General features: G+C 42.0%; 28 protein-coding genes. 20 read left to right on the top strand and 8 right to left on the bottom strand.

Annotated features, from left to right (window positions below; all coding sequences use genetic code 11):
• Positions 1-176: 176 nt before the first annotated feature.
• The gene (locus PQ461_RS19715) at positions 177-1,529 is read right to left on the bottom strand and encodes a M28 family metallopeptidase (RefSeq protein WP_274207278.1); all 1,353 of its coding nucleotides are present in this window, start codon (positions 1,527-1,529) and stop codon (positions 177-179) included.
• A 189-nt stretch (positions 1,530-1,718) separates the two neighbouring features.
• Here PQ461_RS19715 and PQ461_RS19710 point away from each other — a divergent pair, with 189 nt between their 5' ends.
• Entirely contained in the window at positions 1,719-2,162 is a 444-nt protein-coding gene (locus tag PQ461_RS19710) for a DUF1801 domain-containing protein (RefSeq protein ID WP_274207277.1), read from the top strand.
• 276 nt (positions 2,163-2,438) lie between these two features.
• Here PQ461_RS19710 and PQ461_RS19705 read toward each other — a convergent pair whose 3' ends face one another.
• Positions 2,439-5,600 carry an ATP-dependent helicase gene (locus tag PQ461_RS19705; protein WP_274207276.1) on the bottom strand — a complete coding sequence of 1,054 codons (3,162 nt, stop codon included), beginning with the start codon at positions 5,598-5,600 and terminating at the stop codon, positions 2,439-2,441.
• Positions 5,601-5,970: 370 nt separating this feature from the next.
• Here PQ461_RS19705 and rplM point away from each other — a divergent pair, with 370 nt between their 5' ends.
• The 9 genes from rplM (at position 5,971) to PQ461_RS21265 (ending at position 13,446) form a co-directional block, all read left to right on the top strand.
• Entirely contained in the window at positions 5,971-6,408 is a 438-nt protein-coding gene (gene rplM / locus PQ461_RS19700; RefSeq protein WP_274207275.1) for a 50S ribosomal protein L13, read from the top strand.
• A gap of 25 nt (positions 6,409-6,433) precedes the next feature.
• Positions 6,434-6,820: a 30S ribosomal protein S9 gene (rpsI, locus tag PQ461_RS19695; protein WP_274207274.1), complete on the top strand. Its 387-nt coding sequence runs from the start codon at positions 6,434-6,436 to the stop codon at positions 6,818-6,820.
• A gap of 18 nt (positions 6,821-6,838) precedes the next feature.
• Positions 6,839-7,669 carry a 30S ribosomal protein S2 gene (rpsB, locus tag PQ461_RS19690; RefSeq protein WP_274207273.1) on the top strand — a complete coding sequence of 277 codons (831 nt, stop codon included), beginning with the start codon at positions 6,839-6,841 and terminating at the stop codon, positions 7,667-7,669.
• A gap of 169 nt (positions 7,670-7,838) precedes the next feature.
• Positions 7,839-8,690, top strand: coding sequence for a translation elongation factor Ts (gene tsf, locus PQ461_RS19685; RefSeq protein WP_274207272.1), 852 nt, complete (start codon positions 7,839-7,841; stop codon positions 8,688-8,690).
• A 167-nt stretch (positions 8,691-8,857) separates the two neighbouring features.
• A complete protein-coding gene (gene nagA / locus PQ461_RS19680; RefSeq protein WP_274207271.1) occupies positions 8,858-9,970 on the top strand; it encodes an N-acetylglucosamine-6-phosphate deacetylase in 1,113 nt (370 codons plus the stop codon).
• A gap of 34 nt (positions 9,971-10,004) precedes the next feature.
• Positions 10,005-10,709 (top strand): UMP kinase, encoded by a 705-nt coding sequence (gene pyrH, locus PQ461_RS19675; RefSeq protein ID WP_274207270.1) that lies wholly within the window; start codon positions 10,005-10,007, stop codon positions 10,707-10,709.
• Positions 10,710-10,834: 125 nt separating this feature from the next.
• Entirely contained in the window at positions 10,835-11,398 is a 564-nt protein-coding gene (gene frr, locus PQ461_RS19670; protein WP_274207269.1) for a ribosome recycling factor, read from the top strand.
• 67 nt (positions 11,399-11,465) lie between these two features.
• Positions 11,466-13,229 carry an ABC transporter ATP-binding protein gene (locus tag PQ461_RS19665; protein WP_274207268.1) on the top strand — a complete coding sequence of 588 codons (1,764 nt, stop codon included), beginning with the start codon at positions 11,466-11,468 and terminating at the stop codon, positions 13,227-13,229.
• Positions 13,230-13,374: 145 nt separating this feature from the next.
• The gene (locus tag PQ461_RS21265; protein ID WP_443192795.1) at positions 13,375-13,446 is read left to right on the top strand and encodes a hypothetical protein; all 72 of its coding nucleotides are present in this window, start codon (positions 13,375-13,377) and stop codon (positions 13,444-13,446) included.
• Between the two features lie 81 nt (positions 13,447-13,527).
• Here the strand turns inward: PQ461_RS21265 and PQ461_RS19660 are convergent, their stop codons facing one another.
• From PQ461_RS19660 to PQ461_RS19650, 3 genes are read right to left on the bottom strand one after another with little or no spacing between them, the layout of a single operon-like run.
• On the bottom strand, positions 13,528-14,322 hold the full coding sequence (locus PQ461_RS19660) for an ABC transporter permease (protein WP_274207267.1): 795 nt from the start codon (positions 14,320-14,322) through the stop codon (positions 13,528-13,530).
• The gene (locus PQ461_RS19655; protein WP_274207265.1) at positions 14,319-15,227 is read right to left on the bottom strand and encodes an ABC transporter ATP-binding protein; all 909 of its coding nucleotides are present in this window, start codon (positions 15,225-15,227) and stop codon (positions 14,319-14,321) included. Before PQ461_RS19655 ends, PQ461_RS19660 begins: the two co-directional genes overlap by 4 nt.
• The gene (locus PQ461_RS19650) at positions 15,221-15,427 is read right to left on the bottom strand and encodes a hypothetical protein (protein ID WP_274207264.1); all 207 of its coding nucleotides are present in this window, start codon (positions 15,425-15,427) and stop codon (positions 15,221-15,223) included. The genes PQ461_RS19655 and PQ461_RS19650 overlap by 7 nt, the downstream gene beginning before the upstream one ends.
• 207 nt (positions 15,428-15,634) lie before the next feature.
• Here PQ461_RS19650 and PQ461_RS19645 point away from each other — a divergent pair, with 207 nt between their 5' ends.
• Entirely contained in the window at positions 15,635-16,648 is a 1,014-nt protein-coding gene (locus tag PQ461_RS19645) for a sensor histidine kinase (protein WP_274207262.1), read from the top strand.
• A gap of 1 nt (position 16,649) precedes the next feature.
• Complete coding sequence (locus PQ461_RS19640; RefSeq protein WP_274207261.1) at positions 16,650-17,384, top strand: LytR/AlgR family response regulator transcription factor; 735 nt, start codon at positions 16,650-16,652, stop codon at positions 17,382-17,384.
• Between the two features lie 16 nt (positions 17,385-17,400).
• On the opposite strand, the gene PQ461_RS19635 is transcribed toward PQ461_RS19640, so the two are convergent.
• From PQ461_RS19635 to metK, 3 genes are all read right to left on the bottom strand, one after another.
• Positions 17,401-18,183, bottom strand: coding sequence for a lysophospholipid acyltransferase family protein (locus tag PQ461_RS19635; protein WP_274207260.1), 783 nt, complete (start codon positions 18,181-18,183; stop codon positions 17,401-17,403).
• A 45-nt stretch (positions 18,184-18,228) separates the two neighbouring features.
• On the bottom strand, positions 18,229-18,792 hold the full coding sequence (locus PQ461_RS19630; protein WP_274207259.1) for an NUDIX domain-containing protein: 564 nt from the start codon (positions 18,790-18,792) through the stop codon (positions 18,229-18,231).
• A 74-nt stretch (positions 18,793-18,866) separates the two neighbouring features.
• A complete protein-coding gene (gene metK, locus PQ461_RS19625; RefSeq protein WP_274207258.1) occupies positions 18,867-20,117 on the bottom strand; it encodes a methionine adenosyltransferase in 1,251 nt (416 codons plus the stop codon).
• A 199-nt stretch (positions 20,118-20,316) separates the two neighbouring features.
• Here metK and PQ461_RS19620 point away from each other — a divergent pair, with 199 nt between their 5' ends.
• From PQ461_RS19620 to PQ461_RS19585, 8 genes are all read left to right on the top strand, one after another.
• Positions 20,317-21,219, top strand: coding sequence for a diacylglycerol/lipid kinase family protein (locus tag PQ461_RS19620; RefSeq protein ID WP_274207257.1), 903 nt, complete (start codon positions 20,317-20,319; stop codon positions 21,217-21,219).
• Positions 21,209-21,550, top strand: coding sequence for a translation initiation factor (locus tag PQ461_RS19615; RefSeq protein WP_274207256.1), 342 nt, complete (start codon positions 21,209-21,211; stop codon positions 21,548-21,550). Before PQ461_RS19620 ends, PQ461_RS19615 begins: the two co-directional genes overlap by 11 nt.
• Before the next feature lie 367 nt (positions 21,551-21,917).
• On the top strand, positions 21,918-22,745 hold the full coding sequence (locus PQ461_RS19610) for a MotA/TolQ/ExbB proton channel family protein (protein ID WP_274207255.1): 828 nt from the start codon (positions 21,918-21,920) through the stop codon (positions 22,743-22,745).
• Positions 22,746-22,829: 84 nt separating this feature from the next.
• Positions 22,830-23,441 (top strand): ExbD/TolR family protein, encoded by a 612-nt coding sequence (locus tag PQ461_RS19605; protein ID WP_274207254.1) that lies wholly within the window; start codon positions 22,830-22,832, stop codon positions 23,439-23,441.
• A gap of 7 nt (positions 23,442-23,448) precedes the next feature.
• Complete coding sequence (locus PQ461_RS19600; protein WP_274207253.1) at positions 23,449-23,982, top strand: ExbD/TolR family protein; 534 nt, start codon at positions 23,449-23,451, stop codon at positions 23,980-23,982.
• A 42-nt stretch (positions 23,983-24,024) separates the two neighbouring features.
• On the top strand, positions 24,025-24,852 hold the full coding sequence (locus PQ461_RS19595; RefSeq protein WP_274207252.1) for an energy transducer TonB: 828 nt from the start codon (positions 24,025-24,027) through the stop codon (positions 24,850-24,852).
• An 8-nt stretch (positions 24,853-24,860) separates the two neighbouring features.
• Positions 24,861-25,091, top strand: a complete 231-nt coding sequence (locus PQ461_RS19590; protein WP_274207251.1) for a hypothetical protein — start codon at positions 24,861-24,863, stop codon at positions 25,089-25,091.
• A gap of 76 nt (positions 25,092-25,167) precedes the next feature.
• Positions 25,168-25,998, top strand: coding sequence for a PstS family phosphate ABC transporter substrate-binding protein (locus tag PQ461_RS19585; RefSeq protein WP_274207250.1), 831 nt, complete (start codon positions 25,168-25,170; stop codon positions 25,996-25,998).
• The last annotated feature ends 24 nt before the right edge of the window (positions 25,999-26,022 follow it).

Below are 26,022 nucleotides of genomic sequence, written 5' to 3'. Positions count from 1 at the left end.
AAAGAACTCGTCGCTGGCACCGCAGGCTACGGTTGTTTTTGCTTTAGCACTACCTGTGATTGCCGCCTGCGCTGAGGCGACATTTTATTTGTTAACGTTCTGCTACTACTAACTTTTAAGTAAAACCCTGCCTTCTCCACAGAAGTTCTTTGGACTTGGGAGGATTTAGGGCGCTCTTATTTTACAGGTTTCGGATATACCATCTGGCTTTCATGCCCGTCAGCATCTACAGATTGTACTGCAAAAAAGTAATTGTCTTTTGAATAATCAAGCGTGGCTGTGGTATCTGTTACATAAAACTTCTTTTCCCAGTAAGGGCTAATGGTTTCGCGCATTAATACATAATAGCCTGCCGGTTTTTTACCTGCTGTTGGCGCTTCCCATTTAAGGGTAGTTTTATTGGTTAGCCCGCTGGTTGTTACGCCTACGTTTTGCGGTTCGGCAGGAGCCAGGACCAGGTTAGCTAAAACCGACAGGTTCATACGCGCTACTTTCTGGATATATTCATAGTCGGCAAAGTCCGGCGTGTCGCCATAATCCACGCCATTTTCCTTGCGCACGTTCTGGTGCTGGCGATTAAAGTCTTCGTTCATTTCTGTGAAACGCACTGCGGTAAAGCCTTGCTGCAGGAATGGTGTATGGTCGCCGCCACGCAGAAAGCGGTCGCGGCGATAGATCATTTTCACATCCAGTTGCTGTACATAGCGTTCGGCAACTTCTTTAATATAGCGTGCCAGCTCGCGCGATGGACTGTCGTTTTCGCCACCATTGTTAATTAAAGCACCAAGTGCTTTTTCATTACCAGCCGCGGTTGATGGCACGCCTTCGCTAAATACCCTAACGGTGCTGTTGTCTTTCAAGTGTGTTTCCATGCCATAAGTATTGCCAACAATGTCATTGTTCAGCATGGCATCAACTGCCCAGTTCTCTGCCTTAGCGCGTTTAGCTACATTAGTTGATCCGTTAAGGCCCTGCTCTTCGCCGGCTACCGCCATAAATATAATAGTTGCCGGAAACGAGCGCTGTGCCATTACCCGCGCCAGTTCCATAGATACTGCCGTGCCCGATGCATCATCAACCGCGCCGGGAGCGAATGACTTGGCATCCATTACATCGTTTACCCGCGAATCATAATGGCCGGAAACGATATAAATACGTTTGTCGTTAGGATCGGTACCCTTTAATATAGCCAGTACATTTTTTAAAACAGTGGGTTTATCTATTCGGCCGCCTGCGGGCTGAGTAAAGGTATCAAACTCAACATGCATACGCCCGCCAGAAGCCTGCGCATAGCGTTCCATCTCTGCCTTTATCCAGTTACGCGCAGCGCCTATACCTTCGGTTTTGCTGGTTGTATCACTAAGGGTATGCCGTGTTTTAAAACTTACCAGCTTGCGCACAATGGCCTCAATGTTTTTTTGCGAAACATCATCAACCATCTGTTTAATTACCGCATCCTGCTTTATGGTTACAGGTTGGGCAGCAGCAGGTAGTGCGAAAAGTAAGGGGAGTAAAAATTTACACTTCATAACGTTAGCAATAGTTTGTATTGCAATTTAACCTATCTGCCTATAACATCAATAGGTGACACAGAAATTTTACTTCAGCAGATTTGAACGAGCTGAGCGGTAGGATGTAGAAAAGTTATCAAGTTTAAACTAAAGCGCTTTAAATATTCGTTAACTTTATATTAAGCTAACCAATAAATCCTAACGATCATGATGACACTGCAGGAATATTTTGACCAGCTTCCTGTTGAGCGCAAACAACCTATGACCCGCCTGCGCACCACTTTGCTGGAAAACTTGCCCAAAGGCTTTACTGAAGTAATTAATTACGGAATGCCCTCATACGTGGTGCCGCATTCTTTATACCCGGCGGGTTACCACTGCGACCCTGAATTGCCTTTAGGCTTTATCAGCCTGGCATCGCAGCAAAATTATATTGCGTTATACCATATGGGCGTATACTCATGCAATGATATGCTCAATTGGTTTACCAGTGAATACCCAAAGCATAGCAGTACTAAGCTGGATATGGGCAAAAGCTGTATCCGCTTTAAAAAGCCGGAAGATATACCCTATTCCTTAATAGCGGAATTAGCCCAACGCATGACGCCCGACGATTGGATTGAAGTTTATGAAAGGGTGGTAAAAAGGTAGTAGGGGATGCCTCACCCTAACCCTCTCCAAGCGAGAGGGAAATAAGATATTTTATTATGTTGGTTAAAAGCTATCAAGCACTGAAATGACATACGCTTTTTTGATGTCGCCTCAGCGCAGCTGGTAGCTATTAACAGTACTAAAGCAAAACCATTAATAAGCTGCGGTGCCAGCGACGAGATTTTTTTCTTGGTACTTTTTTTAGCGGTCAAAAAAGAAGTACATCCATAGGCTTTCGTTAAGCAATGGCTTAAATATTTTTGAAGACAATTAAATCTATTCTTCCGAAACCTCCAATATCTTACCAGGCTGCTTAAAATTAGTGCGTACAAAGCGGCACCAGTCGCAATCTGCCTTGCCGCAACCTGTGTTAAACTCATGCTTCATGATCTTTTCGTAAGTCTGCACAATTTGCTTGGTGACAGTCTCCATGTCTGTCGGTGATATCACGATCTTTTCCTGATAATACTCCTGGTTATCGTTGATTGGTTCAATAAAGTCGAAGATGGCATTGGTTACATACCAGTCGTTCGTACGGTCGTTATCCACCAATAATTTGTAGAACACAGCCTGTCGCCAGTAGTCGCCGCCAAGGTCTTCGGGGCCGTTAGGGCGAAGCAGTTTTTCGCGGGCATATTTTAAGTTGCCGGTTTTATAATCTACAACCGTAGCCTGGCTGCCGTTAAACTCAATTTTATCAATATTACCCTTAATTGGCACCCCGGCAATAGTAATGCCGCGAACAGTACGTTCGGTAACAGCTACCTTGTTCCATACAGGTACATGCAGCTGATAATAAGCTGGTAATATCTTTTCACCGTAAGCCAGGCGGCGTTTAAACTCGTCGCTGGCGAATAGATCTACGTTGCGGTACATAAACCAGCGAAACTCCTTAATGAAATCATCGACCGGCGGAAACTGGTTATTGTTGTCGCGCAGGTTACGGAATACCCGGTTAAGCGCATAGTGCACTGCTGAACCAAACGCTGCCGAGGCGCTTAATCCTGCCGGAACGCGTATCAGGTTCTGGAAATAGAATTTCAACGGGCAATCTAAGTAACTGTTAAGATGAGAAACTGATAGCGTGTAGTTTTGCAGCAGAATGTTAATATAATTACTGTCGATCAGTTCCAGCACCGGCTTATCGTCCTCATTAAACTGCGTAGCAAAATACTTGAGTAAAGAATCGGCATTTACATGCGGGCGTTCAACCTTCAGGTGGGTTTCTGCTAAAATCTCACCCACAAATTGCGATGCTTCCAGGTCTTTTTCCTTGCGGTCTTTAGCTGGGTATGAAATATACAAGTGCTGCTTTGCCCGGGTAATGGCCACGTAAAACAACCTGCGCGATTCTTCGCGTTGTGCTATGTCATCAGTAGCAGCCTGTATAAGCGTATCTGGATAAGCAAAACCCATATTGCGCCCCTTGGTATCCCATACTTTCTTATTACAACCAATCAGGAATACATGCTCATACTCTAATCCCTTTGAGCCGTGTGCAGTAAGAAAGTTAATACCACTCTCAGAATATATCACCTGGTTTAATTCTAAACGGATACCGTTACGTTTCATCAGGTCAATGGTAACAATGATATCTGCCAGCTTTGATCCGGGATTTTTACGGTGCTCGTCTTTTATAAAATTGAACAGGTTGGTAAGCACCTCCATGTGCCAGCCTTTATCGGCCTGTTTCATAATGTAAGAGAGGATGCCTAACCGTGTAATTACCTGCTGAAAGAACTGCTGCAAACTTAAACTTGCCGAAGCTTTTAACAGGTATTCAATATCACTTACCAGTTGTTTCATTTCGGCATTGTGCACCGCATCAAATAAGCCGGGTTGCTTTGGCAAACTCATATCGGCGATGTGCTGGCGTAAGGATGTTTTTTGCGAATCTTCGCTCTGGCTGTAATTTGCTTTTGAGACCGCAATACTTGCTCGCGCAATATCTACCGGTTTGATCTCGAAAAAATCATAGTGCATGATCTCGAATAGCAGCTCATCGCCACTGTAAGGCGAATCAAACTCCATTGCCAGGTAGCGCATTATGCTGATGATCTTTTCGCCAAAAGGCAAAGCAAGGATATCAATCTTTCGCTTGGTGTTAACGGCAATCTTCTGCATGTCCAGGTAGTGGATCAGCTCTTCTGCCTGGTTATGGTTACGGTAGATCACCGCAATTTCAGATGGTTCAACCCCTTGCTGTATGAGTTGCTCAATCTGGTTACCTACATCTACCAGCTCATGGTCGGGCGTGTCATATTCCCTTATTACCGGTTCGCCTGCAATTTTATCAAAGCGCGGATGCGAAGCAACCAGGTTTTTATCCAACCGCAATTGTTTGGTTAAACGCTCCTGGTTATTGTCGATAAGTATTTTTGAAATATCGAGAATCGCCTGGTTTGAGCGATAATTATTACGAAGTACAACCGTATATAAGGCTTGTGAATAATCATTCGCAAAATCAAGGATGTTTTTCATGTTGGCACCCTGGAAACGATAAACCGACTGGTCGTCGTCGCCCACCACAAATACGTTTGGCGTATCCCAGTAATTAAGCAAAAATTTCAGCAATTCATTTTGCGAACCGCTGGTGTCCTGAAACTCATCCACAAGGATGTATTGAAAACGTTCCTGGTAGCGGCGCAGCAGGTCTTCATTCTCACGAAAAGCTTTCAGCACCCACATGATCATGTCGTCATAATCATACTTACTGTCGCGTTTCATTTTGGCTTCGTAGTTAGCATACTCGGCAACAGCAGCCTGTAACTTACGCATGGTATCGGTTACTTTATCGATATCTGCCTTTTTAAGGTCCCCTTTTTGTATGCCGCGTGAGGGATTTGCTTTTTTATAGATAAACTCTTCGCGGTTGGGCAGGTCGGCCAGGTATTCGGCCACGGCCGCTTCAATCATGGCGGTATCCCAGTTCTCCTTTTTCATGGTAGAGAACAGGCTTTTCAATCGCGAGGCATCATAATATACATCGCCGGTAAAACGCTTCAGTGGATGGTCGTTAGCAAAATCATCAATCAACTCCCGGAACAACATGGCCGACTCCAGGTCGGTAAGTGGCTCGAGGGTAAGCTTGCCAAAGTAATCCAGGTTTTCCTGTATTACTTCATTACAAAAAGCATGGAAAGTATATATGCCAATGCGATAAGCATCGGGGCCAATAAAATCGAACAGACGCTTGCGCATGGCAACAGCGCCGGCATCGGTATAGGTTAAACAAAGTATCTCGTCGGGGCGGGCGTCAGTGTCCAGTAATATCTTACCGATACGGGCTGCCAAAATCTGCGTTTTGCCCGTACCTGGACCAGCAACCACCATCACCGGGCCATCTATTTTATTTACAGCCGCTAATTGTTCAGCGTTTAATCCCGCCAAAATCTCCTGAAACTTAGCGCTGTATTTCTCTGCAAGGTTCTGCTTCATTGTTAGGTAAAGGTACGAAAATGGCAGTTTAATAATTGGCGGGTGATGTTATGGATTCTAAACTACAAGAATCAATTGATGTAATTAGCATTCAATAATACAGGCTGACCCCTTATTAATGTTATCGATACCAGCAATGGCTCTGCCTTCCCCTTTAAAGGGGAACACAACTGGCAGTGCGTAATATTGTGCAGATAATAAGGGGTGAATTAAAGATTATTTTTAAAGAGATGCTTAATTCTAAATATCAGCTATAGGTTCATTCAATATTTTCCTTTCCAACCGCTTGTAAATTAAAGTAATACTCGTATCTTTGCAGTCCCGAAAAATGCGGGGATATTAAAACGTTTAATTATTTAATTTAAAGCAAGTGAATACGTTAAGTTACAAAACTGTCTCAGCCAACAAAAAGACCGTTAACAAGGAATGGGTAGTTGTTGACGCACAAGGCGAGATTTTGGGGCGCTTGTCTTCTAAGATCGCAGCGATCATCAGAGGAAAACACAAGCCTGGCTTTACCCCAAACGTAGACTGCGGTGATAACGTAATTGTTATTAATGCAGACAAGGTAAAACTGACCGGAGACAAATTTGCTACCAAGCAATATGTTTCATACACTGGTTACCCTGGTGGTCAGCGTTTCATTTCTCCTAAGGAGTTAATGGCAAAGTTCCCTGAGCGTGTGATTGAAAAAGCAGTTCGCGGAATGTTACCTAAAAATCGTTTGGGCAGAGCGTTATTTGGCAATCTGCATGTTTATGCAGGTGCTGAGCATCCACACGCTGCGCAAAACCCTAAAACCATTTAACTTTTAATTTTAAAGGAGAAAAGAAATGCCAACAACTAACACTTCAGGCAGAAGAAAAACCGCTGTTGCCCGCATTTATTTGCAGGATGGTAACGGCACCCTTACCGTTAACGGTAAAGATTACAAAGAATACTTCCCTACTTTACCATTACAATACGTTGCAACACAGTCATTATTGGTTGCAGGCGCCGAAGGTAAGTTTGATGTTAAAGCAAACGTAACCGGTGGTGGTGTTAAAGGACAGGCAGAAGCCGTTCGTTTAGCTATTGCTAAAGCTATTGTTGAACTTGATGCTGAAAAGAAACCTGCATTACGTGCTAAAGGCTTAATGACCCGCGATGACCGTATGGTTGAGCGTAAGAAACCAGGCCGCAGAAAAGCACGCAGAAGATTCCAATTCAGTAAACGTTAATCACAAGGAGGACAAACAATGGCAAGAACAACATACCAGGACTTACTGGACGCAGGTGTACACTTTGGTCACCTTACCCGCAAATGGGATCCGAAAATGGCTCAGTACATTTTCATGGAGCGCAACGGTATCCACATTATCGATTTAAATAAAACCTTAACTAAGGTTGAAGAAGCTGCTTCAGCTATTAAACAAATTGTAAAATCAGGCCGTAAGGTATTATTCGTAGCTACTAAAAAGCAAGCGAAAGATATCGTTGCCGATTACGCAAAATCAGTAAACATGCCTTTCGTAACCGAGCGTTGGTTAGGTGGTATGTTAACTAACTTTGCTACTGTACGCAAGTCAATCAAAAAGATGTCAAACATCGATAAACTGACTAAAGACGGTACTTACAGCAACCTTTCTAAGAAAGAGCGTTTAATGATTCAGCGTGAGCGTATTAAATTAGAGAGCCTTTTAGGTGGTATCTCTGATCTTAACCGTTTACCTGCAGCTTTATTCCTGATTGACGTTAAGAAAGAGCATATCGCAGTTTCTGAAGCTTTAAAGTTAAATATCCCAACCTTTGCAATGGTGGATACTAACTCTGATCCTTCAAACATCGACTTCCCTATCCCGGCTAATGATGACGCTACCAAATCAATCTCTTTGATTACAGGTCTTATCATCCAGGCTATACAAGAAGGTTTAGACGAGCGTAAACGCGAGAAAGAAGACGAAGCAGAAAAAGAAGCAGTAGCAGCAAAAACCAAAGCTGATGCTCCTGAAACTACATCAGGCGGCCGTGGCGCTAAACGCGTATCTGCTGAAGCTGAAACTACTGAAGAAGCTGCTTCTGAAGAGTAATATTTCCCCTACAGCCTAAAGGCTTATAAAGGAACCTTTTAAGAATGATGAATTGTATGAAAATTACAGTTCATCATTTTTCATAAAAACTTAAAATAAAACCGGGTTATAAGTTATATAAGATTGCTAACTCGCAACTTTAAACGGATAACTCACAACTCATAAAAAAATGTCTACAGTACAAATTTCTGCAGCAGATGTAAATAAACTGCGCCAGCAAACCGGTGCAGGTATGATGGATTGCAAAAAAGCTTTAACCGAAACTAACGGTGACTTTGAAGCAGCGATCGACTTTTTAAGAAAAAAAGGTGCTAAAGTAGCAGCAAGCCGTCAGGACCGCGAGTCAAAAGAAGGTGTTGTTATTGCACGTGCAAATGAAGATGGTTCTAAAGGTGTAATCATTGTTTTAGCTTGCGAAACTGACTTCGTTGCTAAAAACGCTGAATTTATTGCTTTTGCTAACGCAGTAGCTAACACTGCTGTTCAAAATCTTCCGGCTAACGTTGAAGAGCTTGGCCAGTTAGAAATTGATTTAGAAAACAGCCGTGTTAAAATTGCTGACGCTATTTTAGACATGACCGGTAAAATCGGTGAGAAAATCGGTGTTACTTCTTACGAAGTTTTAGTTGGCGAAAAAGTTATCGCTTACATCCACGGTAACTTCCGTTTAGGTGTATTGGTTGCTTTAAGCCAAAACGCTGCAGGTGCTGACGAAGCTGGTAAAGACGTAGCGATGCAAATTGCTGCCATGAACCCAATTGCTGTTGATAAAGACGGTGTTGATTCATCTACTATCGAGCGCGAATTGGAGATTGCTAAAGAGCAAATCCGTGCCGAAGGTAAACCAGAAGAAATGGTTGAGAAAATTGCACAAGGTAAACTAAACAAATTCTACAAAGATTCAACTTTGTTAAACCAGGAGTTTGTTAAAGACCCTTCAAAAAATATTGCTCAGTTCCTTAACGGGGTTGAGAAAGGCCTTACAGTTACCGCCTTTAAGCGGGTTGTTTTAGGAGCTTAATTATTTTAATCCCCTCGTTTAAACGAGGGGATTTTTTTTGCCCTGTAAATTTCGCCGTTGTACCGACCGTCATGCCGAACTTGTTTCGGCATCCCATAAGGTTGAATAATTATGCATGTGAGATGCCGAAACAAGTTCGGCATGACATATTTAATCACCAATCGCCTATGCAAACCATATTTCACAACATCAGGCTTATCAATAACGGGCAGATCATTGCCGGCAAAGCTATCATTGTAGAAAATGAAAAGATTAAGGCAGTTGTCAATGAAAGTGAAACCGCTGCTGAAGCCGGGAAAATTGATTGCAAAGGCAACTATGTATCCCCCGGTTTCCTCGATCTTCAGATTTATGGTAGCGGTGGCCAGTTGTTTGCAGGTAAGCCTACCACAGCTGCGCTTAAACAATTGGAAGATGATCTGATTCGCCAGGGCACTACCGGATTTTTTGCAACCATAGGCACCAATACAGATGAGATTGTTGAGCAGGGAATTGAAGCTGCAAAAGCTTACCGCCAGCAGGCACAAGGTAATTTTTTAGGGCTTCACCTCGAAGGGCCTTTTTTAAACGTAGCCAAACGCGGTGCGCATCCGGCTCATTTAATTCAGAAAGCAACGCTTGACAAAGTTAAACGCTGGATTGAATCCGCCGAAGGCGAAATCAAAATGATAACCATCGCACCCGAGCTGCAAGATCAGGAAGTGATCGATTATTTACATAGCGCAGGTGTCGTTATATCATCGGGTCATAGTAACGCTACTTACGAGCAGGGCAAGCGTTTCCTGAATAAACCAATACCGGCCGTAACGCATTTGTATAATGCAATGCCATCCATGCATCACCGCGAACCAGGATATATTCCTGCAATTTTCGAAGAGCGGCCTTATACCAGCATTGTGGCCGATGGCATTCACGTTGACTTTGCCATGATACGCCTGGCCAAACGCGAACTTGTCGATAAGCTTTTTCTGATCACAGATGCTGTAACCGCGGCAACGGAAGGCACTTACCAGCACCAGTTTACCGGCGACCGCTACGTAATGCCTGATGGTACTTTATCGGGTTCGAGCCTTACGATGTTAAAGGCTGTACAGAATTGTGTAGACCATGTCGGGATCGATTTGCCGGAGGCAATTAACATGGCAACCTTGTATCCGGCAAGGCTGGCCGGACTTAACAAAGGGCGCGTAGCCGCAGGGTACGATGCTGATTTAACAATTTTTAATGATACCTTTGACATCAGCTTAACATGCCTTAATGGCAAAGTGTATCAGTTTTAGTAAACATTGCTTAGAAAGACACAAACTAATATAAATGAAATACAAACGGATATTATTAAAGCTTAGCGGTGAATCGTTAATGGGCGAGAGGCAGTACGGTATTGACAACAATAGGGTATTGCAGTATGCTCATGACATTAAAAAGGTTCATGATGCGGGGATTGAAATTGCCATTGTTGTGGGTGGTGGTAACATCTTCCGGGGGCTAAGTGCAGAAAAATCGGGCATGGAACGTGCTCAGGCTGATTACATGGGGATGCTGGCAACTGTGATCAATTGTATGGCACTGCAAAGTGCACTGGAAGGTATCGGTGTTGAAACACGCCTGCAATCGGCCATTAAAATGGAACAGATCTGCGAGCCTTACATCCGCCGCCGCGCCATGACACATCTTGAAACAGGCCGTATTGTAATTTTTGGTGCAGGTACAGGTAACCCTTACTTTACTACTGATACTGCGGCATCGCTGCGTGCTATCGAGATTAAGGCTGACGTTGTATTAAAAGGTACCCGCGTTGACGGTATCTATACCGCCGATCCTGAAAAAGACCCAACCGCAACCCGTTTTGACGAAATATCTTTTGCCGAAGTTTACGACAAAGGTTTAAACGTAATGGACATGACAGCCATCACCCTTTGCCAGGAAAACAAATTGCCGATTATTGTATTTGATATGAACAAACCAGGCAATTTTGAACGCATTGCCAACGGCGAAACTATCGGAACACTGGTGAAATAAATTAGTATCAGGTATCAAGTGACTGGTATCAAGATGCTTCTCCGATTGTAAAGCAAAGTCTTGATACTTGATACGCACTACTTGAGTCTAATTAAATATATTTGCTGCAATAAAAAAATTGAACAATGAGCGAACTCATTAAAAAACAGTTAAATGATGCTAAGGCTTTAATGGATAAAGCCATTGACCATACTGATAACGAATTAAGCAAGATACGTGCTGGTAAAGCAAGCCCATCAATGTTAGATGGTATTTCGGTTGACTACTACGGTACGCCGACCCCGCTTTCACAAGTAGGTAACGTAAATACGCCTGATGCCCGTACTATTATTGTACAGCCTTGGGAAAAATCATTGCTTACTGCTATTGAAAAAGCAATTAAAGAGGCCGATTTAGGCATTAACCCGCAAAATGATGGTGTGGTTATCCGCCTTAATGTACCGCCGCTTACCGAAGAGCGCCGCCGCGACCTGGTTAAAAAGGTAAAAGCAGAAGCTGAAAACGGTAAAGTTGCTGTTCGTAACATCCGTAAAGATACCAACGCTAAAATTCAGAAACTGAAATCTGAAGGCGTATCTGAAGACGAAATTAAAACCGGCGAAGGCGAAGTTCAGAAACTGACCGACAGCTATATTGTAAAAGTTGACAAGCTTACCGAAGCCAAAGAAAAAGATATCATGACGGTTTAATCATTAACCGAATGTCAAATTAAAGGGAATGAGCAATTTGCGCCATTCCCTTTTTTATTTTTGTTGCATGAAATTATTGCTTTCCTATTTATCCCGTCACAAATGGGTTGTGGTGCTTGCTTTGGTATGTGCCGCATTCAATATAGGTTTCTCTTTGCTCGATCCGTATATCACCGGCCGTATTGTTGACCAGGTGATTGAAAAACGCTCGCAACTGGCTTATGAGCAATATATCCACAACGTACTTTTATTAGTAGGCGCTGCTATAGGTGTAGCTATGGTATCGCGTATTGCCAAGAATTTTCAGGATTATTTCACCAACATAATTACCCAAAAGGTTGGCGCTCAAATGTACGCCGATGGCTTAAAGCACTCGCTCGAGCTACCTTACCAGGTATTTGAAGACCAGCGCAGCGGCGAGACCTTGGGTATATTACAAAAGGTACGTACCGATAACGAAAAATTTATTACCTCATTTATTAGTGTGCTTTTTGTAAGCTTCATTGGTATGGTATTCGTTATCGTTTATTCTATTACCGTTAGCTATAAAGTAACCCTGGTGTATTTTGCGTCTATCCCGGTAATTGCCTTTGTAAGTATGGTATTAAGCCGCAGGATAAAAACCATACAAAAAACCATTGTTGCCGAAACAACATCTTTGGCAGGTTCCACTACCGAGTCGTTACGTAACATAGAACTGGTAAAAAGCCTTGGCCTTGCCAAACAGGAAATTGAACGTCTGAATAAAACAACCTATAAGATCCTCGACCTTGAACTGCGTAAGGTAAAGTACGTACGCAGCATGAGCTTTGTACAGGGTACTACTGTAAACTTGGTACGCAGTACAATGGTAGTTGTCTTATTGATGCTGATCTTTAAACAAACAATATCACCGGGACAGTATTTCAGCTTTTTGTTTTATTCATTCTTCTTGTTCAATCCTTTACAGGAGTTAGGTAACGTAATGCTGGCATGGCGCGAAGCCGAGGTTTCTTTGGGTAATTTTAGCAGGATACTGAGTATCCCGATCGATAAAAAACCCGCCAAGCCGGTATTGTTAGAAAAAGTGCGCAAGCTTACATTTAACAATGTAAGCTTTAAGCACCTTACTGCTACCCGTAATGCACTTAACCATATTGGCTTTGAAACCCATACCGGCGAAACCATCGCTTTTGTAGGTCCGTCAGGTTCGGGTAAGACAACGCTGGTAAAATTGCTTGTAGGCTTGTACCAGCCAATGGAAGGTGATGTACTTTACAACGGTATCATGAGTAAAGACATTGACCTTGACCAACTGCGCGAAAAGATCGGTTTTGTAACACAGGATACGCAATTGTTTTCGGGGACCATCCGCGAAAATTTGAAATTTGTGCGCCCTGATGCTACCGACGAAGAGTGTATGAATGTATTACACCGTGCAGCATGCCAAAGCCTGCTTGCACGAGCCGATAAAGGGCTGGATAGTGTAATTGGCGAAGGTGGCGTAAAAGTATCTGGTGGCGAAAAGCAGCGCCTGTCTATAGCCCGTGCATTATTACGCAGGCCAGACTTATTGGTGTTTGACGAAGCGACCTCTGCGCTTGATTCATTAACAGAAGAAGAGATTACTGAAACCATCCGCGATGTTTCTGTGTTGAATGATCATATCACCATTTTGATCGCACACAGGCTATCAACAATAATGCATGCCGACCATATTTATGTGCTGGAGAAGGGCCATATTGTAGAGTCGGGCAAACATCAGGATCTGCTTGCACAAAAAGGATTGTACTACGCTATGTGGCGTCAGCAAATTGGTGAAAAGTATACGACTGAACCAATTACTGACTAACTAAAGCTATGGATCTCTCTTTTGTAACCGGCACACTCGGGCTCATCGTCATGATTGTGTGGCTCGGGCTTTTAATCTTTACCCTGCTGCATGCTATCGGCAACCCAATCTTGATAAAAACAGCAAAGTGTTGTGGGTTGCTATCATGATTGTTGTGCCCATACTGGGTTCGCTGGTTTATTTGTTTTGGCGCATGGTAAAACGGGTTGCGAATTAATCTCAAATTGCTTCTCCGTCAGGCGACGGATCGCAAAGACGCATGTATTTAAACTGAATAGGGCTTTAGTACCTAACCACGTTACTTCACACTCTTTCGTTCAACAATAAAGTAACCCACAATAAATACTACTACGGCAACAATAAGGCTTACCAATATCTCTTTGTTAAAAATGTTGACATCAATTGGTGCATTCTTTTTAACAGATAAAGATATTGACATAATAGCCAGCAATGGGTGCGAATATGGAAAAAGGTAAGCAAATTGCCATTTAGTTGTTGTAGCAATAACCCCTACTATGGTACCCACGAATCCTATTCCCATAGGTTTAAGAAAGTCGGCCCAAAGCAGGCTAAGTAAAAATTGTATAGAGAGAATGCCAAGCGACGATAAAAACAGCTTTAAATAGACCTGCATGATCACACTAAAGGCATTATAATCTTTAAAGTGCAAACCCGGGTTTAGCATGCCTAGTATATGGCCATAAATAAATGTAAGTAACCCAAAAAGCAGTAAGCATAAAAATACCAGAAATAGCGCATAAAAATACTTTGCTGCATAAACAGACCATTTAGGTATGGGCAGGCTAAATAAGGTTTTCCAGGTATCTGCCTTGTGCTCTACATTATTAACAGAATAACCAACAAATACAATATATATAGGTAACAATAAAGAGCCCATTATATTAAGTATGATGCTGGTATAAGTAAACCATAGCATCATGGGGGGCAATTTACTTAAGCGATCGGCTTTGCTGTATACTCCCCAGGTAACAAGGGTACAAAGTAAAACAGGTAATATAATGGCACACCAAAATCCAAGTGTTTTGCGGCTTTTATAATATTCGGAATGGAAAGAGAGTAGAAAGCCTTTCATGCAGCCTGTGTTTTTTGAGTGATGGAAAGGAAAAGTTTTTCAAGATCCTTTTGCGTTTTGCGGATGCTGTAAACAGTATGCCCGGCTTCAACCAGTTGTTTGTTAATGCTGGCCATGTTGTCTTTTGAAGTAAACGGAACGATGATTAAATCGTTGCTGATATCTGCCACATTAACGCCGCTGCGTTTAAGGTAATTAGCTGCATCGGCGGTGTCTTGCACCTCAATTTGTACCATTGGCTGGCTAATTTTGTCCAGCTCGCGTATTTCGCCTTGAAATAAAAGTTCACCAAAATTGATAATGCCTACATGTGTAGCCATTTTTTCAACTTCAGAAAGTAAATGGCTTGACACGAATACGGTTTTGCCATGCTGGCTTACCAGCTTAACCAACAGTTCGCGTATCTCGATGATGCCATTCGGGTCTAATCCGTTGGTTGGTTCGTCAAGTATTAACAGTTTAGGATCTGCAAGCAAAGCAAGGGCAATACCCAGACGTTGTTTCATGCCCAGTGAATATTTGCCAGCCTTTTTTTCGGCTGCCTCGGTAAGATGTACAAGGTCCAGCATTTCATCAATCCGACTGCGCTTTACTTGCAATAGCATCGCCCTGTTCAGCAGGTTTTCGCGGCCGCTCATATGCGCATAAATGGCAGGTTGCTCAATTAGCGAACCTATTTGCGAAAGTATTTCAGACCGGTTATGTTGTATGTCTTTACCAAACAGCGATATACTGCCATGCTGTGTTTTCAGCAGGTTAAGCAGTAGTTTTATGGTGGTGGTTTTGCCAGCACCGTTTGGGCCAAGAAAACCGTATATGCTACCCTCGGGCACCTGCAATGACAGTGATTTAACTACCTGCTGGTTTCCGAAGGTGAAGCTTAGATCGTTAGTTTGGATTACCATAATTTTTGTTGTGCAACTTCGCACACGGTTTTTACCAAACTAACGCTTTTATAAAAAAGGGAAGTAGCATGTACAGTTGAAGTGTTTTCTGCTATTTCTTTAGCTTGTTCAAACTGATAACTTACACTCATCACCAAGGCAACCATTACTGGTATAAGTAATAGCATGAATGGGTTAAGATTAGATATTAGCTTTTTCATTTTGTGTTGTGATTGATTTAACGACACAAATAGACTTTAAAAAAATCAGGTGCTAAAATCATTTAGACCAACAGGCGGTAATTATAGATGAACGCCTGTCTGCAAATACTTACCCGTTCATCGTAACAATTTGCCTGTTCATCGATCAAAGTAGCGTTTACATATATTTAAAAGCATAAAAACAAATGCTAATATTAAATTAGTTGCATGAAAAAAGGCTGGCAGATTTTCTGGCATGTGGTGTTTTGGGTGGCTATGATCGCCTTTTTTATGTTCATGTGGTACAATAATGGCCGCATGGGTTTTAAAGCCGCGCTTGTTTTGTTTGTGCTTTATGGCAGTATTAACATCGTATTGTTTTATACCAATTACCTTGTACTTATTCCCTATTATCTCGATACCAAAAAGTATAAAACCTATGCTTTAATGGTGCTGATAGCCATTGGGTTATTCGGGATTATTAAATTAGGTGTGGCCATACTATTTAAGTCATACGTGCTTGAACGCATGAAGGGGCATGTGGTTGGCTACGGCGATTACTTTGTTAGTACCGTATTTGTAAGCCTGATCTTTATATTTTTAAGTATTGTATTACAGTTTTCGGTCGACTGGTTTTTGAATGAACGTGTACAGCGCGACCTGGAAAATCAGCGGCTTACCGCTGAATTGTCATTTCTGAAATCGCAGATCAATCCCCATTTTTTATTCAATTCGCTTAATACCATTTATTCACTGGCCTACCAACGGAGCGAAACTACGCCCGAAGCTGTATTAAAGCTTTCGGAAATTATGCGTTACATGCTGTATGAGTGTAATGATAACAAGGTAGATTTAGATAAGGAGTTAAAGTACCTACAAAATTACATCGACCTTCAAAAAATACGTTTCGGCAATAAGGCCTTTGTTGAATATACTGTTAATGGCACGGTAGACCATCAGCGCATTGTGCCGTTGTTGTTGATTTCATTTGTTGAAAATGCTTTCAAACATGGCGTTGCCAATGACCCCGATCATCCTATTGTGCTTACCTTAAATGTAACGCCAGATCATCTGGACTTTTATGTAAACAATAAAAAGCATCAGCATAACCGTGATGCTGCCGGGGGCATTGGTTTAAACAATGTACAACGGCGTTTAAAGTTGCTGTATCCTGGCAAATATGATCTTAAGATCCAAAATGGGGAGGATAGTTATTCTTGTGAATTATCATTAGTTTTATAAAATGATCAGGTGTCTGGTAGTAGATGATGAGCCTTTGGCTATCCATATAGTTGAAGATTATATTTCAAAAGTTCCTTTTTTGCAGTTGGTTAAAGCCACTACTAATCCAATTGAGGCATTAACTATGGTGCAGGATGGCGGCATTGACCTGGTATTTCTGGACGTGCAGATGCCCGAGCTTACCGGTATGCAGTTCCTGAAAATTGCTAACGGTAAGGCTAAGGTTATTTTAACCACAGCTTACCCGCAATATGCTTTAGACGGCTACGAACTCGATGTGGTTGATTACCTGCTGAAGCCCATAGCGTTCGACCGTTTTTTTAAGTCGGTGCAAAAGGCGCAATCGGTTATCAGGCCAGCTGTAGTTGCTCCGGCTCCTGTTAAGGAGGAAACGCAGGCACAGTATGATGATTTTATGAGCGATTTTATCTTTGTGAAGACCGAGCATAAAATTCAGAAAGTTTACCTGCACGATATTTTATTCATAGAGGGGCTAAAAGATTATATCTCCATTTTTACGCCTGATGAACGCATTATCACGCTTCAAAACATGAAGAAGATGGAAGATGCCTTACCCGAAAAACACTTTGTTCGCGTTCACAAATCTTATATTGTAGCGCTTAATAAAATTGACAGTATCGAACGCAGCCGTATCAGTATCGGTGATAAAGTTATCCCGATAGGGGATACCTACCGCGATCAGTTTTACGATAAAATTGAGGACAGGAATATATAGGGTCTATTAGACGAGATTAAGCTCTTGTTTCCTGAGCCTTGTCTCTTGATTCTAAATTTTCAGGCTGTCCTAAAAATTTCCTAATCTCGTTTTCACATTGCAATACTGCTTCATCCACATTTGCTGCTGCTTTAGGCTCTATAGGGTTAAGCACTGTAAATTTTAAATGCTCAAATGTACTTAGCGGAAATGCACCATATTGCACCATTTTCCACGAGTTTTCTACAGCAATGGGCACTAATAAAGCATCAGGACATTTTTTAAGAATGGTGGCAATACCTGCCGCACGGAAGAATTTAATATTACCATCTTTAGAACGGGTACCTTCCGGGAAAATAACGGTGGACCAGTTGTTTTCTTTCATGCGCTGCCCCAGTTTCATTAATTCTGTGATGGACTGGCGCTGGTCCTTACGGTCGATGTTTGCGCCGCCGCCTACTTTTAAATTGTATGATATAGAAGGGATGTTTTTAGTCAGCTCAATTTTAGAAATAAACTTTGCATGATACTTACTTAACCGCCATATCATTGGGGGGATATCGTACATACTTTGGTGGTTGGCTACAAATATCATCGGGCGGTTCAGTGGTAAAGGTTGCCTGTTTGTCCAGCTTACGCGGTTGCCCAGCAGGTAATAGCTGCTGGTTAAAAAGAAATTAAGGATGTCTACTGAATACTTATGCGCTTTGTAGCCAAACAGTTTATAGCAAATCCATTGTATAGGTTGAAAGATCACCAATATTAACCCGAAAGCTATGTAATGTATTGGTGATAAAATAATTCCGATAATCTTTCTCATTGTTTCGACCGGCAAATTTATGCATTTATCGCAAATGATAAAACGTTACGGCAGGCGGTTTTCCAGTATCAACAGCTGTACACGTAACACTGCTGCTACGGTAAGCGAGTCGGTGATTTCGCCGTTGCAAACCATACGGTAAACCTGTTTAAACGGGACTTTGTGTACGATTAGTTGCTCGGTTTCTTCCGGTTCGGGTTCAAACTGTTCCAGCCCGCGTGCCAGGTAAACAATGCCAAACTCATCACTTACGGAATTGGATAAATGGATACGCTGCAACTCCGTCCAGTATTTGGCTTTAAGTCCTGTTTCCTCCAGCAGTTCGCGCTTGGCCGAGTCAAGCGGTTCATGCTCATGCGGGCCGCCGCCTTCGGGCATTTCCCAGCTGTACTGGTCAATAGTAAAACGGTACTGCCCAACTAGGTAGGTGTTTAGCTCTTCATCAAGCGGTAGAACACCAATAGCCAGGTTTTTAAAATGCACCTTACCATAAATGCCTGGGTTTCCTGCCGGATTAATGACCTGATATTCGGTTAAACTGATCCACGGGTTGTCATAAACTGCTTTTTCGCCGGTTATTTTCCACGGGTTATGGGTAGGATGATGCATGTGTGTAAAGATAGTGACTTCAAACAAAAAGCGCCCCTAAATAGAGGCGCTTTGAAAGTTATTTGTGTAATTACTTATAAGCCAAATGCAGCTTTAACCTTTTCTACATAATCAAGTTTTTCCCAGGTAAACAGCTCCACCTCTTTTTCAACTTTTTCGCCGTTGGTGGCAACATAAGTTTTGGTTACGGTTTGGCTTGGTTTACCAAAGTGGCCGTAAGCAGCAGTTTCGCTATAAATTGGGTTACGCAGTTTAAAACGGGTTTCAATAGCGTAAGGGGTCATGTCAAAAATCTCTTCCACCTTTTTAGCAATGGCGCCATCGTGCAAGTCAACCTTTGCTGTGCCATATGTATTTACATAGATACCCATTGGCTTTGCAACACCGATAGCATATGATACCTGTACCAATACCTCATCGCATAAACCGGCAGCTACCAGGTTTTTAGCAATGTGGCGGGTAGCGTAAGCGGCAGAACGGTCAACCTTTGAAGGGTCTTTGCCAGAGAAAGCACCACCACCGTGCGCGCCTTTACCACCATAAGTATCAACAATAATTTTACGGCCGGTTAAGCCGGTATCGCCATGCGGCCCGCCGATTACAAATTTACCGGTTGGGTTAATGTGATATTTAATATGGTCGTTAAACAAGTGAGCGTATTTAGGATATTTCGCCTTAACACGCGGAATTAAAATGCCGATAATATCATCGCTGATCTTTTTCAGCATGGTAGTTTCTTCGTCAAAATCGTCGTGCTGGGTAGAGATCACTATCGCATCTATGCGTTGAGGCACATTGTTATCGTCGTACTCTAAAGTTACCTGCGATTTTGCATCCGGGCGAAGGTATTTGATCTCATTGTTCTCGCGGCGTATGGCAGCAAGCTCAATTAATAAGGCATGTGCCAGATCAAGTGCCAACGGCATATAGTTATCGGTTTCGTTGGTAGCGTAACCAAACATCATCCCCTGGTCGCCAGCGCCCTGTTCCTGTTTTTCCTTACGGTCAACACCCTGGTTAATATCTGGCGACTGCTCGTGAATGGCCGAAAGCACACCGCATGAGCTGCCGTCAAACATGTATTCGCCTTTGGTATAACCAATACGGTTAATCACATCGCGGGCAATTTTTTGTACATCAAGATAAGCTTTGGACTTCACCTCGCCGGCAAGTATTACCTGCCCGGTAGTAACCAAAGTTTCGCATGCAACTTTTGATTCGGCATCAAAAGCTAAAAAGTTATCAATTAAAGCATCAGATATCTGATCGGCAACTTTATCAGGATGGCCTTCTGAAACTGACTCTGAAGTGAATAAATAAGGCATAAATAAATTTAAGTTAATACGGAAGCCTGGTTAGCGGCAGCGATAAAGAAGCATGGTTTTAGCACTTTTTTATGTGGTTGCAATTCAGTCTTATAACAGGTACAAGACAACTAAATCAGTCCACTTCCGGACGTCAAAATTAAAACATTTTTAATTAGCGGCAAAATACATTTACTTTTGAAAATTATAACTAAAAGGTTTGAAAAAGAAGCTACTGTTTATTATTAACCCGGTTGCAGGCGGAAAGCGAAAAGATAAGGTGCCGGCGCTGATAGACCGCTACCTGGATAAAAGTATTTTCGATTACGACATAAAGTTTACAGAAGCACAGTCGCAGGCCAGTGTAATGGCTGCCGAAGCCATAGACCATCACGATATTATTGTAGCCGTGGGAGGTGATGGCACCGTGAACGAGATTGCATCGGCATTGGCAGGTAGTAAGGCAATATTTGGTATCATTCCTTTTGGGTCGGGCAACGGGCTTTCGAGGTTTTTACATATACCTATGGATACTGCCGAAGCCATTAAAACGTTGAATAGTGTAAATACTGAAACCATTGATGGCGCCAAGATTAATGGCCAATGGTTTTTCAATATGGCGGGTATGGGTTTCGACGCTCATATCAGTGAGGTATTTTCGCACCAGAAAACAAGGGGCTTTACCACCTATTTTAAATCATCGGTAAAAGAAATTACTACTTATAAGTCACAGGTTTATCATTTAGATATTGACGGTAAGCAATATGAGCGCGAAGCCTTTATGCTCAGCTTTGCCAACTCGTCGCAGTACGGAAACAATGCGCATGTTTCGCCGCATGCCTCTGTGCAGGATGGTTTGCTGGATGTTTGCGTGATAAAACCCTTCCCTTTATATCGTTTCCCGGAAATGGGCCTCAGGATGTTTACCGGTACCGCCGATAAATCAGACTATGTTGAGATTATAAAAGGCAGGCATATAGAAGTAAAGCGCGAAGAGCCGGGCCCTGTGCATTTGGATGGCGAACCGCAGATGTTAGGCACCGAAGCGGAGATAGAGGTAGTGCCGCATATATTAAAGGTAATTGTTGGATCAACTTTTAACGGTAAGAACAATGGCAGGTAAAAACAAAAAGTTTACAGGGGTGATCTATTCAACAGACCCTGATTTCCAGTATCAGGCTGAACAGAATGAAACACAGGAAACATTACCTCCGCAGCAGCAAAACTTAAAGATCTTCCTTGACAGGAAAGGCGGAAGCAAGCTGGTTACGCGTATAAATAACTTTTTAGGTAATAATGACGACCTGGAAGCGTTAGGTAAAAAGTTGAAATCCAGGTGCGGCACGGGTGGCTCTGTAAAGGATGGCGAGATCCTGATACAGGGCGATTTCAGGGACAAGGTACTGCTGCAGTTACAGGCCGACGGATATAAAGCAAAAAAAGCAGGCGGTTGATATGGTAATTAACCGGTGGTGTTAAAGTATTTAATAGTAAGGTATTAATTAAGAACAATTAACTGTTTAAACAGTCATATTATTGGCACTATATCACCTTAGTTACACATTTTTTATAGTATCCTGCTTGTTATTATTAAAAAAAATAGTTTTTATTGTAAAAAATTGTCTGGGCGACATGCAATTTTATGCATAGATGTAGTTAGTAAATACTAATTGCAGGCATTTTTGACGACGGATATTAAATTTTTATTAACGTATGATATTTTGATTTTTTGTAATCATAAAGTATTAAATTTGTTATCCGCTTAGTAAGCACATTAATTAACTTTTATTATAAACAAAAACTAAAACTAAATTTAAAGTAATGGCAAACGCACCAAAACCAAGTACACCGGTTAAAAAGGAAAGCTCAGGTACATCAGCCGTATTCGCTACACTTGCTATTCCAATTGCATTCGTGGTAGCAGTTCTTATCTACATGTTTATCTTAGGTGACCCAAGTCACTTCAAAGGCGGTAACCCAGAAGCAGAACCAGCCGATTACTTCGGTACTGTACACAAAGGTGGTCCAATTGTACCTATCCTTGTTACTTATCTGTTAATGGTATTTATTTTCTCTATCGAGCGTTTCATTGTTATCGGTAAAGCTTCAGGTACAAGCAGCGTTGACGCTTTCGTTAAAAGAATCCAAGGTTTCTTAAACGCAGGCAACATTGATGCAGCTACTGCTGAGTGCGACAAACAAAAAGGTTCAGTGGCAAACGTTATCAAATCTGGCCTTAAAAAATACAAAGAAATGGAAGCTGAACCAAACCTGGACGTTGACCAGAAGGTATTAGCAATTCAAAAAGACATTGAAGAAGCAACAGCTTTAGAGATGCCAATGTTAGAGCAAAACTTAACCATCATTGCTACCTTAGTATCAATCGGTACATTAACCGGTCTGTTAGGTACAGTACGTGGTATGATCTCTGCATTCGCGGCTCTTGCAACTTCAGGTGCTGCCAGCTCAACTCAGTTAGCATCTGGTATCTCTGAAGCCTTGATCAATACAGCTATCGGTATCTTAACTTCATGTTTATCAATTATTTTCTATAACATCTTTACTTCAAAAATTGATAAACTTACTTACGCAATTGACGAAACCGGTTTCAGCATTGTTCAAACATTTGCTGCTTCTCACAAGCGTTAAAATATTTAGTGCATAGTTTTAGTCCTGCCTCATACGGGGCAGGATGTTTATAACGTCCACTTTATATATTTAATTAAACACAATATGCCCAGAGTAAAAATTAAAAGAAAAAGCACCTCAACAGACATGACCGCCATGTGCGACGTTGCGTTCCTGTTGCTTACCTTTTTCATATTAACAGCAAAAACAAAAACACCGGATCCGGTTCCGATCGATACCCCGGCTTCTACGGTTACTATTAAGCAGCCGGAAGAAAACATTGCTACTTTAGTAGTAGGCCAGGGCAAGGTGTTTATTGATATAACAGGATCAAAAATACGTGAGGCTACTTTAGAGTCTATGGGCCAGAAGTACGGTATAACTTTTACCCCGGCAGAAAAGGCCCGTTACGCTAACATGCAGGCTGTAGGTGTTCCGATGAATCAGATGAAACAGTTCTTAAACATGGAATCTGACAAGCGCGAAGATTTTAAACAGCCAGGTATCCCTGCTGATACAACTGCGAATAATGAGTTGTTCAACTGGGTGCGTGAAGCGCGTATTGCCGATAAAGAGATCAATAGTGCAGAAATGCGTATCTCCATTAAAGGTAACAGCAAAGAGGAGTATCCTACTATTAAGAAAGTAATCGACATCCTGCAGAAGCAAAAAGTAAACAAGTTTAGTTTAATCACTTCTTTAAGAAGCGCTAAATAATTAAAAAATGGCAGAATTAGACACCTCCTCCAGCGAGGGCAAAGGCGGGAAGGTTAGAACCAAGAAGCAGTCGACCCGTGTGGATTTGACTGCGATGGTGGATTTAGCGTTCCTGCTGATTACCTTCTTCATGCTTACCACTACGCTTAATAAGCCGCAGGCGATGGACTTGACCATGCCGGATAAAGACCAAAAAAATCCGCAGAATCAGTTAGATGTTGCAGCTTCGCGTACCATGACCATTTTGCTTGGCAGCAATGACAAGTTAGAGTGGTACATCGGCGAGCCAGGTAAATCAGCCCCAACTGTTGAAGGATATGGCAAAAACGATATTCGTAAAACACTGATTGAAAACATTCAGAAAGTAAAGGCAAGCACAGGTAAAGATATGTTCGTGATCATTAAACCAAGTGATAAGTCAGTTTACAAAAATGTAGTTGATATCCTTGATGAAATGGCCATCACCAATATTCAAAGCTACGGTATCGTAGATATTACCAAAGCTGAAATAGAGGAGCTTAAAAAGCAAAACATCTATTAAAATATTTGTTAATTAACAACGTTAAAATTAAAAGCCTATAAAATGTTAGGATCAAAGTTAGACATATTAAAACCCGAGTGGCTTGATGTGGTTTTTACTGGTCGTAATAAGGCTTATGGTGCTTACGAGCTAAGAAAAGAAAACCCAAAGAACACTAACCGTTCTGTGGTAATAGCAGTAATCCTATTTGTCGTTATTATTTCCATACCAACCATCATCAACTGGATTGAGGGTATCCTACCAAAGGCGGATGAGAAAGTTAAAGTAACCGATGTTGTGTTACAACCACCGCCGCCAGTTGACCAAACTAAAAAACCACCTCCGCCGCCTCCTGAGCCACCAAAGCCAAGAGTTGACCAGGTGAAATTCCCACCTCCGGTTGTTAAGCCGGATAACATGGTGCGTGAGAAAGATCCGCCAACTGTGGAAGAGTTAAAGACAGCTGATCCTGGCCAAACAGACCAGAAAGGTGATCCTAACGCTCAGATCCGTATTGATGAGCCTGTTGGTAACAGTGATACTAAACAAGTAACCGAGGAAGACCCTAACCAGATCTTTACTTCTGTGGAGCAATCTGCAGAGTTCCCTGGTGGTCTTGATAAATTCGGCGCTTACCTGGGCAGAAGTATCAGATACCCTGCAGTTGCAAAAGAAAACAACGTACAAGGTAAAGTAATTGTACAGTTCGTTGTTGAAAGAGACGGTTCGCTTACAGATATCCACGTACTGCGTGGTATCGGCAGCGGTTGCGACGAAGAAGCTATCCGCGTGTTAAAGGCATCTCCAAAATGGAAACCAGGTATCCAGAACGGTAGGCCGGTTAGGCAGCAGTACACTGTGCCAATCAGCTTTACCCTGCAAGATCAATAATCTTCTTCATGTCATACAAATTACATGATAAGCAAAAATCGCTCAAAAGGCGGTTTTTGCTTATTTTAGGCATTACTACATTTATTTGTGTATTAACATTCGGCCTTATGGTCATCTTCTGGAGCCGGCTTAACCTGCCATTTAGTAATTGGCAGCGCATAGGTATCGGTTCGTTAATCATAGTGTACGGGGTGTTAAGATTTTCAAGACTGTTCAAAAAAGAACCGGATGAAGAATAGCATTAAACTTTTGCTTTCGGGCTGTGTCTTATTATTAGTATTTGCAACTTGCAGGCAAAAGCAAAATAAGAGGTTCATGGGCGATGATACTGTACATACAGGCCATGAAGTGATAGCTGTAGATGAGTCGTTTAAACCCATAATAGACGAAGAGGCTTATGTGTTTAAAGGCATATTTACAGAAGCTAAGCCCGAGTTTAAATACGTTACCGAGAATGAGGCATTGAGAGATTTACTGAATGACAGTGTAAGGGTTGCTATCTTATCACGCGAGTTAGATACTACTGAAGCAAGGGTTTTAAAAAACAGAACCTTACCTCCGGAAACTATACCGTTTGCTATTGATGCGGTGGTGCTAATTGTAAACAAAGCGTCAAATGATACGTTGATTACGGTAAATGACATCAAAAAAATGCTGAACGGGGACACTAAAACTGATAGGAATATCGTTTTTGATAATCCAAACTCAAGCTTGGTAAGATATTTGAAAGACTTTAGCGGCAATAAAGAGCTACAGCAAAAAAACATTTACGCGTTAAAGTCTAACAAAGAAGTACTTAAATATGTAAGTACACATGACAATGCTATTGGTATCATCGGCTTTAGCTGGTTAAATGATCCGGATCCGGATTATGCCGCAGATGTAAACAATGTTAAAATTGTTGCCGTTCGCGACGAAAACAGTAAAGCTTATGGCAAAGAATACTATAAGCCGTCACAAACATCGCTTGTTTTAAAGCAATATCCTTTAAGCAGGCGCCTGTACGTAATTAACAGCACAGGTAAGGTAGGGTTAGGCAGAGGGTTTGCCGATTTCGTTTCAAGCGACAGAGGGCAGCGCATCATCCTTAAATCAGGTTTACTGCCCGACTCTATCCCACAGCGATTAATTAATATAAAAGAGTAACTACTATTAAACTAAAACTATAAA

Source organism: Mucilaginibacter sp. KACC 22063, assembly GCF_028736115.1.
Taxonomy (GTDB): Bacteria; Bacteroidota; Bacteroidia; order Sphingobacteriales; family Sphingobacteriaceae; genus Mucilaginibacter.
The sequence above is the reverse complement of the archived record's forward strand: the minus strand, read 5'-3'. Positions and strand labels throughout refer to the sequence as shown.

Coding starts and splice junctions, on each gene's coding strand:
- PQ461_RS19605 (WP_274207254.1), top strand. CDS start 22,830: ATGCCCAGAGTAAAAATTAAAAGAAAAAGCACCTCAACAGACATGACC.
- pyrH (WP_274207270.1), top strand. CDS start 10,005: ATGAAATACAAACGGATATTATTAAAGCTTAGCGGTGAATCGTTAATG.
- frr (WP_274207269.1), top strand. CDS start 10,835: ATGAGCGAACTCATTAAAAAACAGTTAAATGATGCTAAGGCTTTAATG.
- PQ461_RS19630 (WP_274207259.1), bottom strand. CDS start 18,792: ATGCATCATCCTACCCATAACCCGTGGAAAATAACCGGCGAAAAAGCA.
- PQ461_RS19640 (WP_274207261.1), top strand. CDS start 16,650: ATGATCAGGTGTCTGGTAGTAGATGATGAGCCTTTGGCTATCCATATA.
- PQ461_RS19715 (WP_274207278.1), bottom strand. CDS start 1,529: ATGAAGTGTAAATTTTTACTCCCCTTACTTTTCGCACTACCTGCTGCT.
- PQ461_RS19645 (WP_274207262.1), top strand. CDS start 15,635: ATGAAAAAAGGCTGGCAGATTTTCTGGCATGTGGTGTTTTGGGTGGCT.
- PQ461_RS19705 (WP_274207276.1), bottom strand. CDS start 5,600: ATGAAGCAGAACCTTGCAGAGAAATACAGCGCTAAGTTTCAGGAGATT.
- PQ461_RS19595 (WP_274207252.1), top strand. CDS start 24,025: ATGTTAGGATCAAAGTTAGACATATTAAAACCCGAGTGGCTTGATGTG.
- rpsI (WP_274207274.1), top strand. CDS start 6,434: ATGCCAACAACTAACACTTCAGGCAGAAGAAAAACCGCTGTTGCCCGC.
- PQ461_RS19600 (WP_274207253.1), top strand. CDS start 23,449: ATGGCAGAATTAGACACCTCCTCCAGCGAGGGCAAAGGCGGGAAGGTT.
- nagA (WP_274207271.1), top strand. CDS start 8,858: ATGCAAACCATATTTCACAACATCAGGCTTATCAATAACGGGCAGATC.
- PQ461_RS19650 (WP_274207264.1), bottom strand. CDS start 15,427: ATGAAAAAGCTAATATCTAATCTTAACCCATTCATGCTATTACTTATA.
- PQ461_RS19610 (WP_274207255.1), top strand. CDS start 21,918: ATGGCAAACGCACCAAAACCAAGTACACCGGTTAAAAAGGAAAGCTCA.
- PQ461_RS19590 (WP_274207251.1), top strand. CDS start 24,861: ATGTCATACAAATTACATGATAAGCAAAAATCGCTCAAAAGGCGGTTT.
- PQ461_RS19635 (WP_274207260.1), bottom strand. CDS start 18,183: ATGAGAAAGATTATCGGAATTATTTTATCACCAATACATTACATAGCT.
- PQ461_RS19665 (WP_274207268.1), top strand. CDS start 11,466: ATGAAATTATTGCTTTCCTATTTATCCCGTCACAAATGGGTTGTGGTG.
- tsf (WP_274207272.1), top strand. CDS start 7,839: ATGTCTACAGTACAAATTTCTGCAGCAGATGTAAATAAACTGCGCCAG.
- metK (WP_274207258.1), bottom strand. CDS start 20,117: ATGCCTTATTTATTCACTTCAGAGTCAGTTTCAGAAGGCCATCCTGAT.
- rpsB (WP_274207273.1), top strand. CDS start 6,839: ATGGCAAGAACAACATACCAGGACTTACTGGACGCAGGTGTACACTTT.
- PQ461_RS19660 (WP_274207267.1), bottom strand. CDS start 14,322: ATGAAAGGCTTTCTACTCTCTTTCCATTCCGAATATTATAAAAGCCGC.
- PQ461_RS19585 (WP_274207250.1), top strand. CDS start 25,168: ATGGGCGATGATACTGTACATACAGGCCATGAAGTGATAGCTGTAGAT.
- PQ461_RS19655 (WP_274207265.1), bottom strand. CDS start 15,227: ATGGTAATCCAAACTAACGATCTAAGCTTCACCTTCGGAAACCAGCAG.
- PQ461_RS19710 (WP_274207277.1), top strand. CDS start 1,719: ATGATGACACTGCAGGAATATTTTGACCAGCTTCCTGTTGAGCGCAAA.
- PQ461_RS19615 (WP_274207256.1), top strand. CDS start 21,209: ATGGCAGGTAAAAACAAAAAGTTTACAGGGGTGATCTATTCAACAGAC.